Source organism: Maricaulis sp. ABE4_448, assembly GCF_056160825.1.
In genome coordinates this window covers 343,030-358,243 of sequence record NZ_JBSWXX010000002.1, presented here as the reverse complement: position 1 = coordinate 358,243, position 15,214 = coordinate 343,030, and the positions used below count along the sequence as shown (strand labels likewise).

Genomic DNA, 15,214 nt, shown 5'->3' with positions numbered 1-15,214 from the left:
GCTTGGCGCTGTGAGTTAGCGCGTCCCCGGCGGCGCCTTGGGAAAGCAGAGCGAAGCCCTTAACCCCGGACCGTGACCGCCCGCCACAACACCCGGGCCTTCATTCAGCTCGAAACGGCCATTGTGAACATCGGCAATCGCCTGCACCAGCGACAGACCCAGGCCGGAACCCGGCTGGGAGCGCGAATTATCCAGACGCACAAAGCGCTGCACCACGCGTTCGCGATCGACATCGGGAATGCCCGGACCCGTATCGGTCACGGAAAACTCGATCATGCCCTCGCCCGTCTCGCGCAACCGCAGGGTCACGGCACCGCCAGCCGGCGTGTATTTCACGGCGTTGTCGAGAATATTGGCAAGCGCCTGAGACAGAAGACCGCGATCGCCCAGCATTGCGAGGCCGGGCTGGATCTCGCTGGCGAAGGACAGGCCGTCATCCTCGCAAACCGGCTCGTACAGCTCGGCCATGTCTGTGGCGATCTCGGCCGGATCCAGCCGCACGATCGAGGCCCGGCTCTCACCGGCTTCCAGGCGCGACAGCGACAGGATCGCATTGAAGATGCCCAGCAGCTCGTCGGTATCCGCCACGGCCCGCTCGAGCGCCTGTTCGCGCGCATCGAGATCGCCGTCGTCGCGCAGCGCTTCGTCGAGCCGGTTGCGCATACGCGTCAGCGGCGTGCGCAAATCGTGGGCGATACTGTCGCCGGTGTGGCGCATGCGATGCATCAACGCCTCGACCCGGTCGAGCATGTTGTTGAAGTTCTCGGACAGCTCGTCCAGTTCGTCGCCGGTATAGTTGCGCGGTGCCCGCGGCTGCAAATCCCCGGCTCGTACCCGGCGGGCGACATTGTTGATCTTGTCGAGACGCCGCACGAACCGCCGGCTGACAAAAATCCCCGCCGCCACGCCCAGCGCCAGCGCCAGCGCCGAAGCCGCCAGGATGGTGTTGAGCATGCGCGAGATCAGACGCGTCTCGTCGTCCACATCCAGACCGACGAACAGGCGATAGCCGGACGGAAGTTCCACGATCTGGCCGCGGACAATCCGGTCTTCCTTTTCGTTGTCGTCGTCCACACCGCCTGCAGGAGGCCGCCGGTAGGTGAACTGGACACGGCCCTCCTCGTCCGGCGGGACTTCGGGCAGAAAACTCAGATTGCCCAGGGTTCGCCCTGACGGATGGATGAGCAGGTAAAGGTAATCGCCACCGCCGACTGTGCGTTGGAGAATGTAAAGGCGGATATTATCGATGCCACCGGACTGGAAGCGACCATCGAGGACCTCGACCTCTTCGTTCACGACAGCGTCGGCACGGCGCACAACCATCCCCGCCGAAGCCGCATAGACGAAACCCAGAATGACGAAGCTGGACAGGGCGAACAGCGCTGCCGACAGGAGGGTCTGCCGGAACGCTGTCGTCCTGAGAAAGGCGGCTCTGCGCTGGGTCACGCCCGATCAGGCCTGGAGGCGGTAGCCGGCCCCTCGCACGGTGTGCAGAAGCGCCCGCGGGAAGGGTTTGTCGATCTTCGAGCGCAGTCGTGAAATGTGCACGTCGATCACATTCGTCTGGGGGTCGAAATGGTAGTCCCAGACTTTTTCCAGCAGCATGGTGCGTGTCACCACCTGGCCGGAATGCTTCATGAGGAATTCCAGCAAGCGGAATTCACGCGGCTGAAGCAGGATTTCCTCGCCGTCCCGGACAACCGTGCGGGCAAGGAGATCCATTTCCAGATCGCCCACCACCAGCTTGGTGCGGACGGTCTCCGGGTCCCGGCGCCGGGCGAGTGCCTCGACCCGGGCCAGAAGTTCGGCGAAGGCGTAGGGCTTGACCAGATAGTCATCGCCGCCGGCCTTGAGGCCTTCGACGCGGTCATCGACCTCGCCGAGGGCGGAGAGGATGAGGACCGGTGTGCGATCCTCCTCCCCGCGCAGGGTTTCAACCATGGACAGCCCGTCCATGCGCGGCATCATGCGGTCGACGACGAGCACGTCGTAGTCCGCGGCGCGGGCCATTTCCAGACCCTCATCGCCGTCGCCGGCGTGGTCGGCCACATGGCCGCTCTCACGCAGGCCCTTGCGGATATAGCTCGCGGCTTCGCGATCGTCTTCGACTATCAGGATGCGCACCCGGGTCTCTCCTATTCGTCTTCTTCGTCCAGCTCGAGGGCGACATAGCGTTGACCGCCACGCGTCTCGACCAGGAGCAGAACGGCCGTACGGCCATCTTCGCGGGCGCGGGTCACGGCAGCCCGGAATTCGTCAGGCGACGCAACCGGCGACCCGCCGGCTTCCAGAATGATGTCGCCGGTCATCATGCCCTTGCGGGCCGGTTCGGCGTCACGCGCGAGCGCGGTAACCACAAGACCGTTATCGCTGGCCGAAAGCCCGGCACGCTCGCGGTCCTCGTCCGTCATCGGGACGAGGGTCATGCCGAAATAGGATGCCTCTGCTTCGGGCTGACCGACATTCTGCATCGCATTGAGATCGGTTTCGCTGGGACGTTCACCGAGGCGCACGCGCAGCGTCCGCTCCCGTCCATCGCGCATGACAAGGAAGCGAACCTCTTCGTCGGCGGCGAAGGACCCGACCCGGCGGGTGAGGTCGCGTGAGCCTTCGACGGGCTCGCCATTCACTTCCAGGATGACGTCTTCGCGCTCGAACCCGGCGTCAGCAGCCGGACCGCCCGCCGTGATGGAGCTGACGATCGCGCCACGCGCTTCCTCCAGCCCCATGGCACCGGCGATATCGTCGGTGACATTCTGGATCGAAACACCCAGCCAGCCGCGCGCAACGCGTCCATCGCTCTTGAGCTGCTCGACGATCCGGGCGGCGACATCGGAGGGGATGGCGAAGCCGATACCCACATTGCCGCCGGTCGGCGAGAAGATCTGCGAGTTCACGCCGATCACATTGCCAGCGAGATCGAAGGTCGGGCCGCCGGAATTACCGCGATTGATCGGGGCATCGACCTGGATGAAGTCGTTATAGGTCGCATTGCCGATCGGGCGGCCGATGGCGGAGATGATACCGGCCGTTGCCGTGCCGCCGAGGCCGAAAGGATTGCCGACAGCGACAACCCAGTCACCGACCCGGTAGTTCGCGTTTTCCTCGAGCGTCACGAAGGGAAAGTCGACATCGGCGTCGACCTTCAAAAGCGCCAGGTCGGTCTGCTCGTCGAGCCCGACGATACGTGCCTGGTATTCGCTGCCATCGCTCAAGCCGACCGTGATCTCCTCGGCGCCGGCAACGACGTGATTATTGGTCACGATATGACCGTCGGCATCGATGAAGAAGCCCGAGCCCAGCGATTCCCGGCCATTGCGCGGAAGCGCAGGCCCGTTATCGCCAAACCGCTCGAAGAACTCACGGAATTGCGGCGGCAGACGCTCCAGATCCGGTGAGAGATCGGAGGTCGGCTCAGACGGCGGCGTGCTGGCGCGAATCGTCACCACGGCCGGGCTGACCGTTTCGATCAGGTCGGCGAAGGACATCGGCGCGCCATTGGGCACTGCGGCAGCAAAAGGCGGACGGATTTCCGTTTCCTGGGCCATGGCGGGAGCGCCGAACGGGAGCGCCAGAGAGGCAGCCGCCACGGTGGACAGGGCCAGAAGCGAGACACCGCCAAGGCGGCGCATGCGATCAACAGAAATCATGGACAGAACAACCTTCCTCGTTGCGAATGTGTGCTGTGTACGAGCACGAACTTCACGCGTTCCGGTTATCCGGCGCGTTTCTCGAACATTACAATAACATTACTTCCGGTAAGATACCGGACATGTTTCACCCAACGCCCAGCGCCTGCAGGCGGTTTCGTGTCAATCACACCGGGCGGGTGCGGATCACGACCGGGTCGTTCAGGGTGCGGTGAACCGGGCATTTGTCGGCAATTTCCATCAACCGGGCGCGCTGCTCCTCGTCCAGATCGCCCTCGATCCGGATCGAGCGTTCGATGATGTCGACCTTGCGGGCCTCGCCATCGACAGTCGCCTCGCCATCCTCGGCATGGCCCTTCGCGTGGTGCAACGTCACCGTCACCCGCTCGAGCGGCCAGTCCTTGCGCTCGGCATACATGCGCATCGTCATCGAGGTGCATGCGCCCAGCGCAGCCTGAAGGTACTGGTAGGGCGACGGGCCGGAATCATGACCGCCCACATGTTCGGGCTCATCGGCCAGCATCACATGATCGCCGATCACGACATGGTTTTCATAACGCCCCTGTCCGGTCTCGGAGACCACGACGCCGCCCTCGCCGGCCGGTTCCGGCACCCGGTCATCCCGGTCGTCGGCGACATAGCGTGCGGCCCAGGCGGCGATCACATCGGCGATATAGGCGGCATCCCGGCGATCCCCGATCAGGTGACCGGCATGGTCCAGGCTGACGAAGCTCTTGGGGTGGCGGGCTTCCAGAAAGAGGCGCGAAGCGTTGTCGATCCCGACCACATCATCGACCGGCGAGTGCGCGATCAACAGCGGCCGTTCGAGCGACCGGGCCGCAGCTTCGACATTCTGGTCGGCGATATCGTCAAGAAACTGGCGCGTGACGGTGAAGGTCCGCCCGCCCAGTGTCGCCTCGGCCTGACCGTCGCGCTCGATGGCATCCGTATCAACGCCCATCGACTTGACGACATGGCTGGCATCGGCCGGCGCGGCGAGCGTGGCGACGGCCTTAACCGACGCGATCCGTCCGGCCGCGACAATCGCCGCCGCCCCGCCCAGGCTGTGTCCGACCAGCAGGGCTGGCGCATCGTATTCGCGCTTCAGAAATTCGGCAGCCTTTTCGATATCGGCGACGTTCGAGGAAAAGCTGGTCTCGGAGAATTCGCCTTCCGACTCACCCAGGCCGGTAAAATCGAAGCGCAGAACCGCGAAACCGCGATCCGCCAGCTGGCGGGAAATCCGGCTGGCTGCGAAATAATCCTTCGAACAGGTGAAACAGTGCGCGAACAGCGCATAGGCCCGCGGCGGTCCGCTCGGCATTTCCAGACGCGCGTCCAGCCGGTCGCCGCCGGATCCTTCGAAACTCACACTCTGTGTATGGGCCATGCTGCGCCTCCGGTTCACGTCCTCAACAGGTAGAGCCTGTGCGCCGGATCGCAAGCACCGGTTCGGGCCGGTCAGTCAGTCCCGGGCCCGCCCGCAGCCGTTTCACCCTCGCCTTCCCCCTGCCACACGCCCGCCTCGCGCAACGCTTCGGCCACTTCGGGCGGCATGTAGGTTTCATCGTGCTTGGCCAGCACTGTCTCGGCAGACAGAAGCCCATGCTCGACAAACCGGCCCTGTACGATCACGCCCTGCCCCTCGCGGAACAGGTCGGGCAGGATGCCGGCATAACGCACGGTCACATTTGCGGCACCATCGGTCACGACGAAGCGGATCGTGCCGTCGCTCTCCTCGTCGACACTTCCGGTCTCGACCAATCCGCCGACACGCACGCGTTCATCGAAGGCGGGATGCTCGGCCATCACCTCACTGGGCGAATAAAAGTAGACGATGGCACTGCGCATCGCGGTGAGCCCCAGGCCGACAGCGGCTATCAGCACGATCCCGGCCGCAGCAATCGTGGCCAGACGGCGGTTACGGTGACGCATCACGAAGCCTCGCGCTTGCGGAAAACCAGGGAGAGATTATTGGCCGGCATCTCGGTCCGGCTTTCCAGATCGAAACCGGCCCGGTCGAAAACCGCGACAACCTCAGACAGCGCCCGCACACCCCATTCCGGGTTGCGGCTCTTCAGCGACCGGTCGAAATCGAGATTCGACGGCGCCGTGGCCCCGCCTTCCTGATAGGGGCCATAGAGATAGACCGGGGCACCGGCCGCCAGCAGCGCGGCGGCGCCGGCTGCGAGGTGTTCGGTCACGATCCAGGGCGAGATGTGAATCACATTGATGCAGACGAGCGCATCGGCATTCCCGGCGGCCGCGAACCAGTCCGGATCGCGCAGGTCCAGCGTCAGCGGCGCGCTGATCCGCCCGTCCGCCTCGCGTGCCCAGGCGGCCTGGCTGCGGCGCGACGTTTCGTCGGGATCGCTGGGCTGCCAGCGGATATCCGGGCGGTGCTGACAGGCAGCGACGGCGTGTTCGCCGGTGCCCGAACCGATCTCCAGAACCTGTGCGTTTTCCGGAAGAATGCCCGCCAGCATTTCTGCAATGGGCGCACGATTGCGCGCCGCGCTGGGCGACGTCAGGCGATCGGCATCTCTGCCCCGAGTCTCGAGCGCGATCGCCTGAGACGTGGGTGGAGATGAGGAGAGGGAAGAGGACGGCGTCTTCATATCCGTCGAGGTAGTCCGGCCGGGCGTGCCGTGCAAGCCGGGAATGGCGGACGGGACGCTATGCCGCGGCGGCAAGGGCGCGCCGGCGCAGGATATCGGCGAGGTCTTCACGGCCGGCGGCATCGAGCAGGCGTGCGGTGATTTCCAGGCCATCCTGGGCGGCGGTCCTGTTCTGCCCCTCGCTGTTGGCGATCAGGTCCACCAGCATGGCTCCGGCATCCTGGAGACGCTTCTCGGCTGCATCGGCGACACGCTTCTGGGTGCTGGCAATGGCCGCGGCCGTCGCATGGGTCCGGCAGTTGGACAGGAAGTAAAGCAGGCCCTCGGCCCGGTCGATCGCCTGTTCCGGCGGCAATTGCGCGGGGATGGTCCGCCCGCTGCGCCCGCGGCGTGGTTCCGGCAAGCCGGTATCGAGCGATAGCGGCACCTTGTTGAGGGTTTTCTCGACGTTCGAAGACGCCTCGGCCCGCAGGCTGAACAGGACCTGCCCCCAGCGTCCGGCCTTGCGAATGCCGAACTCCTTGGTCATCCCGATGGAGTAAGCCACGAAACGGTCGAACAGGTCGAAGGCCGCCTTGGCCTCTTCCAGGGTCTGGGGCGGCTGTTTCAGCTTCGCGGCGAAATAGCCCGTATCGGCCAGCACGGCGTCGCCGACGGCAGCCATGTCGGTCTTGGAAACCACAAGATCATCCTCGCGATTGCCGATCTTTGCGACGGCACGGAAGATCTGCCAGGGGTAGTCCAGCCGCCCGATCGTCAGCAGCAGCGTCCACAGGGCCGCTTCCGCGTTTTCTGCCGACAGGCGTTCGTAATTGTCCGTGAGCGTGTAGACGAGCTCTTCGTCAAGTTCCTCGATCCGATCGGGAATATCGATCATCGCCTCGGCGATTTCCTGCGAACAGCTCAGCAGCGTTGCCGCGTCGGCCAGCATGCCCTTTGCATCCGGACCGAAGCGCTTGGTCAGCGCTGTCATGTCCTTGGGGACACGGTCGGCAGCCAGGATAGCGGCTTTCAGGGCCTGACCGGCCTCGCGGCGGAATTCGAACCAGACCGGATCCTTCTCCGGCTTGCGGCATTTCCTGGCGCGCTCGACCATATCCATGGCGAGCTCCCGCGCCAGCCAGCCCCAGATCTTGGACAGATCATCCGGAGTAAAGCGGAATCGCGAGGGCGGCGTGTCGCCGGACTTGCCAACCATCGGGCGCAGCGGTGCCAGAATGAAAGGTTTCGCCAGCTCGCCGGCGGGCTTGCCGACACTGTCTTCCAGACTGGTCAGGATATCATGGAGTGCGGCCGATTGCGGATCGGAATCCTTGCCGGCCTCAACCGCCGAGCACAGGGCAGCCCGCGTGTTCGCAGGCATCCTGCGCCACAATTCTTCGAGCTGCGCCCGTTTGCTTGGCGACAAATTCACCATAGGCCAAATTAAATCCGCCTTACCCGTCGCATATTTTTGAACATACAAGGTTAAAGACAGTTTATCGACTGGTTGCGGGCAAGTCGATACGGACGGAGAGACCGCCGAGTCCTGAACGCGACAGGGTCAGCTCTCCGCCATAGGCGTGGGCGAGATCCGACACGATTGCCAGCCCCAACCCCGATCCCGGCGCCTGTTCATCCAGCCGGACACCCCGCTGCAGGGCGGCCTGTGCCTCACCCTCGTCCAGCCCGGGCCCGTCATCCTCGATCAGGATTGCCAGATTGCGCTCATCCGTGCGTTCAGCGCTGACCCGCACGGTTCCGCGCGCCCACTTGCAGGCATTGTCCATGAGGTTCCCGACCATTTCCTCGAGATCCTGCCGCTCGCCGCGAAAGCGAAGCTCCTCAGGAACATCTGCAGTGATCGTCAGGGCGCGGGCTGCATTGATCTTGCCCAGCGTGCGCACGAGATCGTCGACCGTCGGGGCGACATCGGTGCGCGCACCGACCGCCTTCGCATGGGCGGCAGCCCGGGCCCGGCGCAAATGGTGCTCGACCTGCTCTGCCATGATCCCGGTCTGCCGTTCCACCAGATCGGCCAGCGCCCCCTGCGAGGAGCGCGCCTCATTGGTCAGCACGGCGATGGGCGTCTTGAGTGCATGCGCCAGATTGCCGACATGGGTTCGCGAGCGTTCGACAAGCTCACGCGAGTGATCGAGCATGGCATTGAGCTCGTCGGCCAGGGGCTGGAGCTCGGCCGGGAAGGTCCCGTCGACCCGTTCCGCCTGGCCTTCGCGCACCTCGGCGACCCGGTCCCGCATGCGCAGCACCGGTGCCAGACCGATCCGCACCTGGAAGAAGACACCGGCGGCGATTGCCGTCGCAAAGCCCAGGAACATCAGGCCGGAGGTAATTGCGAATGTCCGGACATCGCGGTCCGCCGGCCGCCGGTCCTCGGCCGCCATGAAAACGACCAACCCCGGACGGCCCGACAGCTGAACCGCCTGGCCGGTAACGCGCAGAGGCTCTCCGCTCGGCCCCTTCGCGTCGATGCTGACAACCGATCCAGGCTCTGCCCGCAAGCGGTTGAGCAAAGCATCGCCAGGAAGCAGGACCTCGTCCCAGAGCGAACGGGATACGGCCAGCACCTCGCCTCCATCCGCGCTGCCGTCATCATCGAAGATCTGCCAGTAGCGGCCGGAAAAAACCCGCCCGTAAGCCGGATCAGACGGCCGGCGCGCCAACAGCACATCATCAGCGGGATCGGTCTCTACAGCTGCCACCAGCGCGCCGACGACACTGGTCAACCGGTCATCCAGCGTGCGCAGCACGGAGCGCTGATAGAGCGTCGTCAATGCGATGGCACCGAGCAGCAGCAGGACAAGGGCCCAGGCCGCTGCGCCGGCGAACAGTCTGAATGCCAGGGATGACGGCCGCTCCGTCACGAAACCGGCCGGGCCTCCGGGTCAACCAGGCGATAGCCCAGCCCGCGCACCGTCTCGATCCGGTCATTGCCGATCTTCTTGCGCAAACGGCCGACAAAGACCTCGATCGTATTGCTGTCGCGGTCGAAATCCTGGTCGTAGATGTGCTCGACCAGCTCGGTGCGAGAGATCACCCGGTCCTGATGATGGGCCAGGTAGGACAGCATGCGGAATTCGTGCGACGTTACCTTCACCGGCGCGCCGTCGATAAAGACCCGCGCACCACGCGTGTCGATCGACAGGTCGCCGCATTCGATGGTCGAGGTGGTGTGACCGGCGGCCCGGCGGGTCAGCGCGCGCAGGCGGGCCAGCAATTCCTCGGTATGGAAAGGCTTGGTGAGATAATCGTCCGCGCCCGCGTCGAAGCCGGCGACCTTTTCCGACCAGCGGTCACGTGCCGTCAGAATCAGCACGGGAAAGCCCTTGCCGCCCTGGCGCCAGCGCTCCAGCACCGTCACACCGTCCATCTTGGGCAGGCCCAGATCCAGCACGACAACATCATAGGGTTCGGTATCGCCCAGGAAATGGCCATCCTCGCCATCCAGCGCGACATCCACGGCATAGCCGGCATCCTCAAGGGCACGCCCAAGCTGGCGATTCAGGTCCGGATCGTCTTCAACGACAAGCGCACGCATCTCTTCCCCCTAGCGTTCGTAGAGAATTTGCCCGGTGCGGGCATCGGCCACGACATCCACTCGTTCGCCACCGCTCGTCAGGATCTTGATGACGTAACGCGGCGCCGCCCCGCCCTCGAGCTCTACATCGACCACGTCGGCACCGGGATAACGTTGACGCACGGCACCGATCACGCGCAGGGCCGGCACGATATTGCCCTGCTGACGCTCGTCGCGCGCCTCGTTAGGCGTATAGCGGCCCCGCGGATCCTGACCCTGATTCTGCACCAGCGCGACCGATGCATCGGCATCGGACACCGTGGCCAGAGGCACCAGAACGCTTGCGAAAGCGCCGACAGTTATCAGCAGATGTCTCATCATGGCCCTTACTCTCGCAGACATCCCCTGAACCCGCGCTGAACAGGATACTACCAAATCGTTCAAGTCACGACCGCATGCCCTTGCGCGGATCATAGCCGGAGGGCGGTGTCCAGGTTTCCAGGAAGTCCCGGAGTGCCTTGTCACTCGCCGGCAAGGCCACCATCAACCGCACCAGCTGATCGCCGCGCTTGCCCTTGGCTGTTGCAAATCCGCGGCCGCGCAGCCGCAGCAGCGTGCCGGACGACGAGCCCGCAGGCACCTGCAGATCGACAGGCCCGTCGATCGTCGGCACACGCACTTTGGCGCCCAGAGCGGCTTCCTTGACGGAGATCGGCAGTTCCAGCCGCACATCATCGCCCTCGCGGGAGAAGTATTTGTGCTCGGAGACCTTCACCTCGATATACGCATCACCCGCCGGACCGCCCGCCGCCGACGCCTCGCCCTGCCCGCGCAGACGCAGCACCTGGCCGTCTGCCGCGCCGGCCGGCACGGCGACTTCCAGCTTGCGACCATCGGGCAGCACGACGCGATGCTTGCCGCCCTGGGCGGCCTGCATGAAATCCACCGTCAGCGAATAGCGCACATCGGCCCCCTTGCGCGGTGGAGGCTGACGCGTCTGTGTGCCGAAATCGGTGAACAGGTCGGAAAAGATATCGCTGAAATCGGCGCCCTGGTTGCGCGACTGGCGGAAATTGAACGGACGCCGCCCGCCGGCACCGGCCGCCCCGCCCATACCGGCCCCGAATCCGGCTCGCGCTGCCGCATCGTATTCGGCGCGCTTTTCCGCATCGGACAGGAGTTTGAAGGCCTGCGAGACCTTCTTGAAACGCTCTTCGGCGTCCTTGTTGCCCGGATTGGCATCGGGGTGCAGCTCCTTGGCGAGCTTGCGGTAGGCCTTGCGAATCTCCTCGGCCGAAGCGGTCTTGGAGACGCCCAGCGTCTTGTAGGGATCGTCCATGCTTCCTGTTACCACACCGGTCGGGGTCTACACGCCTTTCATGTAAGCGGGTTTGCCCCGGTTCGCAAAGCCACCTCACAGGTCGAGGCTCAGCGACACCGTCTCGCCGGGGCCATATCGGTCCGACACCTGTGCCAGTTCGACGGTGAGGGCGTCGGGACGCCCGCCGAAAGCGTCATCAATGGCTGTCAGCGGCACTGACAGGAGGGGCGCGCCGGCGTCCAGGTCCAGCGCGGTTTCGCCATCTGCCGACAGCGTGATGCGGTAGCGTTCGAATGTCTCCCCCAGCGGCACATCGCCAGCCGCCCAGCTGTCCCCGCCGATACGCGTCTGCCGGATCCAGGTCAGCTCGAGTGCATCATCCGTTCGGCGCGCGCGCAGATGCACCGGCGCCAGGGGCCGCAGATGCCGCTGCTGCGGCACGAACTCCACAGTTCGGGCCTGGCTGTGATGTACCGGCAGCCCGTCAGGCACGGCGGTGACGGACAGCGGCGCACCGGTTTCATGTATCGCGACAGGCAGGACATCGCTCACGCCGGCCAGCACGACCACCTGACTGCCCGCCGCATGATCCCGGCACCGGCTTCCGTCGAGACCGCGCAACAAGTTGCGCACTTGCCAGGTCTGCGGTGCGACGAGTTCGGCATCGGCAAAAGCGAGAATTTCCCATGCCCCGCCCGCCCCTGCGATGGCGACCCGGTTGCCGCCGGACAGCACGGTGTCGCGCGGCAGCGCGGCGAGCGCGCCCGAATAGAGTTCAATCCCCGCCACGTTCGCCCGGTCCCAGCGCGCAGGCGGCCCGCCCGGCAAATCGTCGGTAAGCACACCGATCCGCGCCGGCTGGCGGCTTTCTGCCCGCGCGGCACCGCCGGCATGATAGACGATCCGCCCCGGCCAGGGTTCGGCATGGGCCGCCAGCAAAGGCCCGGCCCGCGTCTCGGCACCGGCGGCGAGCGGGATATCCAGCACCGCGACCAGCGGCCGCGAGGGCAGCAGCGGACCGGGTGTATCGACACCGCTCGCCGCACCGCTCACCGCCGCCCGGCGCAGGGAGGGCGCGCAGGCCCGGGTCTGGCGAACATCGCCGCCATCGAGCGAAAGCACCTGCAAGGCCTGCGCGTCGAGCCGAACCGTATCGCCCGCTTCAACAGCCAGCGCCGAGGGCGGCAGGCTGAAACCGGTCACCGGTGCCTGATGCGCGAGATCGGCCAGCACCGCGCTGCACCAGCTGCGCGCCAGTCCGGGATCGGCAACAACGCAGACCTGCTGCGACAGGGTCGTCACCGTGCCGAAAGCCTCGCGCACCGAGACCCGGCCCGGCCGGTAGGCAGCCGTGTCGTCGAAAAAGCCCAGCGCCACATCGCGCGGCAGCTCGGCCGGTGGAAGCGCGGTCCATTGCCGGTGACCGTCCGGTCCGGCCACAGGCTCGGCCAGCGCGAAGACCGGAGCGGAGCGCCCGGCCGACACGAAATGCACCCCGTCCGCGCGCTCGAACACGCCAAAGCCCAGAAGACCGGCGAGCGGCTCCAGCGCCGCCCGCACGCTCATCGGCCGGTCGAGCGTATAGCCGGAGACCAGATCGTCCAGCGCCGACACGTCGGGCGCCGGCATGCCGGCACTTTCCGCCAGCTCGGTGACGATGCCCGCTACCGGCACCTGGCCGGCGCGCCCGTTCAGCCAGTGCCCGCGCTGCCAGTTGGGACCGTCCGACCAGATATCGGTGCGCGTCGGGAAATCCGGCCACGGCCGGGCATCCCAGGTCCACACATGGATCAGGTCCGGATCGACCATCGGCCCGCCATAGACGGGCGAGACAGGATTGTTTGCCCCCGCCTCCCAGTGCGACAGCAACGCTTCCAGATAGCGGCGCTGCATCAGATCGTCGCGCGTGCCGGTGGAGTGCCAGGGCAACGCGCTTTCATCGCTCTTGGGATCGAGAAAGACATTGGGCCGGTTGGCACCGAGATCGACGGCCGGACACCCCACCTCCGTCAGCCAGATTGGTTTGGAGCGCGGCACCCAGCCGGTCGCGGCCGCCGCCCGCACGCCGCCGGGCCGGTCATGATGCGCATTCGACCACCAGCCATGCAGATCCTTGACGCGCCAGATCCAGTCCTCGCCATGGGCGCCATCGGCGATCGGCGTGCGAATCTGGTTTTCGCGATCCGTGTCCGCGGCATAATACCAGTCATACCCCTCCCCGCCGGCCACGCCCGCGGCGAGATAGGCCGGATCGTGCGGACCGGTCGCGACAGCGGCATCCGCCTCCTCCCCGCTACCGGTCCAGTCGCTCAGCGGCACATACCAGTCGATCGCCACGGCATCGATGGCCGGGTCGCTCCACAACGGATCCAGATGGAAAACCTTTGCGCCGCCACCGGGCTGGTGACCGTGATACTCGGTCCAGTCGGCCGCATAGGACAGGCGCACACCATCGCCCAGCAGGCTGCGCGCCTCGCCCGCCAGATCGCACAGCGCATCGACGGCGGGATAGGTGTCGGCGGCGTCGCGCAGCGTGGTGAGCCCGACCATTTCCGACCCGATCAGGAAGCCGTCCACCCCGCCGGCCGCCTTGGCCAGAGCGGCGCAATGCAGGATGAAGCGCCGGAAACGCCACTCGGCCGGCCCGGCATAGCTCACCACCTCCCCCGAGACCGCATGATCCCCCGCCGCCGCCGTGCCGAAGAAAGCGGCGACGTCGTCGGCAGCATCAGCACTGCCATCGGGCCCGGATATCCGGCCGCGCCAGGGATAGCCGGGCATGTCCATCAGAATGAAGGGATAAAGGGTGACGGCATAGCCGCGCTCTTTGAGATGCCGGATGGCGGCAATGACGGAGGCATCGTCCGGCGTGCCGCCATAAACCGGACGGCCATCGGCCTGCGAGATCAGGTGCGCGCCAGCCCGTCCGGTCCCGGCGACCGACCAGTCCAGCGGCCGCGTGACCTTGTCGCGCGTCTCCACACCCGGACGGATCTCGCAGACACCGCAGTCCAGGCTGGTGCCAAACCAGGCGACGACCAGCTGCACAGACCGGCAGGCCGGCAGGTCCCGCTCCAGATCGTCCAGCGCGGCGACGATGTCGGTCAGGCCGCGGCCATTATGGGCGTTCTCGGCGGCCTCATGGCCCGGGCCCAATTCGCGCATCACCGGCTCGACCGCATAGGCGAACTCGCCCGATCCGGGGATGAGATTCACTGCCCGCACCTGCCGCTCCAGCCCGGCACCACGCACGGGACGGAACACCTCGAAAGAAAGATTGGGGATGCGATTGCCGAACGCGTCGAGCGGCCAGTCCTCCATCACCGCATAGGCGGTGCCCCGGAAAGCCGGCGCCCCCGCGCCCTCAATGGTCTGGATCAGCGCATCGGGTGCCTGGTCCTCTGCCCCGGTGTGCACACGGACCGGATAGCGCGACCGGTCCAGCAGGGCGCCATTGGCCCAGATCCGGCCAATGCCGGAAATCTCGCCCTCACACAGGCCGACGGCAAAGGAGATGGAATAGCTGTAGTCGGTGCGCGACGGACCGCCCTTGCCGCCACCGCTCTCGCTACGGTGCTCTGAAAAGCGCGACGCCCAGATCACCTGACCGGCGATCCGTCCCCGCCCCCAGATCCGCGCCATCGGCGCACCGTCGGTCGAGGTCTGCACCGGCAGCTCGCTCAGCCGCGGCCCTTCGCGATGCGGGGCGAACAGCGCGCCCACCGCCGCATTCGCCGCCGTCGAAGCGAGCGCTGGCGCCAGCGCCTGCACCCCGTTCAGCGCGGCCTGCCCGGCCGTCACAACAAGTTGCGCCATGGGTTTTGTGTCCTGTGCTTTTGCGAGATTGCGTGCTGCCGCGCTCTGCGCCGCTTTGCGCCGCCCTCTCAGTCCGCTGACGCGGACAGCTCCCCCGCAAGCGGGGCGAGCCCTTGCCTGATCCCGTACTATTCCGGGCCCCTGCCAACCTTGGCCTCAATCCAGAAGAGTTCGGAGAAGAACAGACGGAGAGGAAGCTCCATGCAGTCTCAAAAAACCCTGATAAATCTCTTCTCAGACGCGGCAAGGTAGATTCGGCTGTAATATTGAGTGGGCACCGCCATCCACATCA

General features: G+C 65.9%; 12 protein-coding genes. All 12 read right to left on the bottom strand.

All coding sequences use genetic code 11. The annotated features are described in order from the left end of the window. Window positions 1-15: 15 nt before the first annotated feature. The 12 genes from ACXAJV_RS08160 to ACXAJV_RS08105 all read right to left on the bottom strand — a co-directional run bounded on the left by ACXAJV_RS08160 (window position 16) and on the right by ACXAJV_RS08105 (window position 14,922). Window positions 16-1,446, bottom strand: a complete 1,431-nt coding sequence (locus tag ACXAJV_RS08160) for a sensor histidine kinase (RefSeq protein ID WP_475084058.1) — start codon at window positions 1,444-1,446, stop codon at window positions 16-18. 6 nt (window positions 1,447-1,452) lie between these two features. Then, the gene (locus ACXAJV_RS08155) at window positions 1,453-2,124 is read right to left on the bottom strand and encodes a response regulator transcription factor (protein ID WP_475084056.1); all 672 of its coding nucleotides are present in this window, start codon (window positions 2,122-2,124) and stop codon (window positions 1,453-1,455) included. Between the two features lie 11 nt (window positions 2,125-2,135). Further along, window positions 2,136-3,650, bottom strand: a complete 1,515-nt coding sequence (locus ACXAJV_RS08150) for a Do family serine endopeptidase (protein WP_475084053.1) — start codon at window positions 3,648-3,650, stop codon at window positions 2,136-2,138. Window positions 3,651-3,816: 166 nt separating this feature from the next. Further along, window positions 3,817-5,040, bottom strand: a complete 1,224-nt coding sequence (locus ACXAJV_RS08145) for a bifunctional alpha/beta hydrolase/OsmC family protein (RefSeq protein WP_475084051.1) — start codon at window positions 5,038-5,040, stop codon at window positions 3,817-3,819. A gap of 71 nt (window positions 5,041-5,111) precedes the next feature. Continuing rightward, window positions 5,112-5,585: a cytochrome c maturation protein CcmE gene (ccmE, locus tag ACXAJV_RS08140; RefSeq protein ID WP_475084049.1), complete on the bottom strand. Its 474-nt coding sequence runs from the start codon at window positions 5,583-5,585 to the stop codon at window positions 5,112-5,114. Further along, window positions 5,585-6,268: a DUF938 domain-containing protein gene (locus tag ACXAJV_RS08135; RefSeq protein ID WP_475084046.1), complete on the bottom strand. Its 684-nt coding sequence runs from the start codon at window positions 6,266-6,268 to the stop codon at window positions 5,585-5,587. Before ACXAJV_RS08135 ends, ccmE begins: the two co-directional genes overlap by 1 nt. A gap of 58 nt (window positions 6,269-6,326) precedes the next feature. Continuing rightward, window positions 6,327-7,631, bottom strand: coding sequence for a hypothetical protein (locus ACXAJV_RS08130; protein WP_475084044.1), 1,305 nt, complete (start codon window positions 7,629-7,631; stop codon window positions 6,327-6,329). A gap of 115 nt (window positions 7,632-7,746) precedes the next feature. Beyond that, window positions 7,747-9,132 carry a sensor histidine kinase gene (locus ACXAJV_RS08125; RefSeq protein WP_475084042.1) on the bottom strand — a complete coding sequence of 462 codons (1,386 nt, stop codon included), beginning with the start codon at window positions 9,130-9,132 and terminating at the stop codon, window positions 7,747-7,749. After that, on the bottom strand, window positions 9,129-9,806 hold the full coding sequence (locus ACXAJV_RS08120; RefSeq protein ID WP_475084039.1) for a response regulator transcription factor: 678 nt from the start codon (window positions 9,804-9,806) through the stop codon (window positions 9,129-9,131). Before ACXAJV_RS08120 ends, ACXAJV_RS08125 begins: the two co-directional genes overlap by 4 nt. Window positions 9,807-9,815: 9 nt before the next feature. Beyond that, window positions 9,816-10,166, bottom strand: coding sequence for a PepSY domain-containing protein (locus ACXAJV_RS08115; protein WP_475084037.1), 351 nt, complete (start codon window positions 10,164-10,166; stop codon window positions 9,816-9,818). Window positions 10,167-10,230: 64 nt separating this feature from the next. After that, entirely contained in the window at window positions 10,231-11,124 is an 894-nt protein-coding gene (locus ACXAJV_RS08110) for a J domain-containing protein (protein WP_348515764.1), read from the bottom strand. A 75-nt stretch (window positions 11,125-11,199) separates the two neighbouring features. Continuing rightward, on the bottom strand, window positions 11,200-14,922 hold the full coding sequence (locus ACXAJV_RS08105; RefSeq protein ID WP_475084034.1) for a baseplate multidomain protein megatron: 3,723 nt from the start codon (window positions 14,920-14,922) through the stop codon (window positions 11,200-11,202). Window positions 14,923-15,214 lie beyond the last annotated feature (292 nt).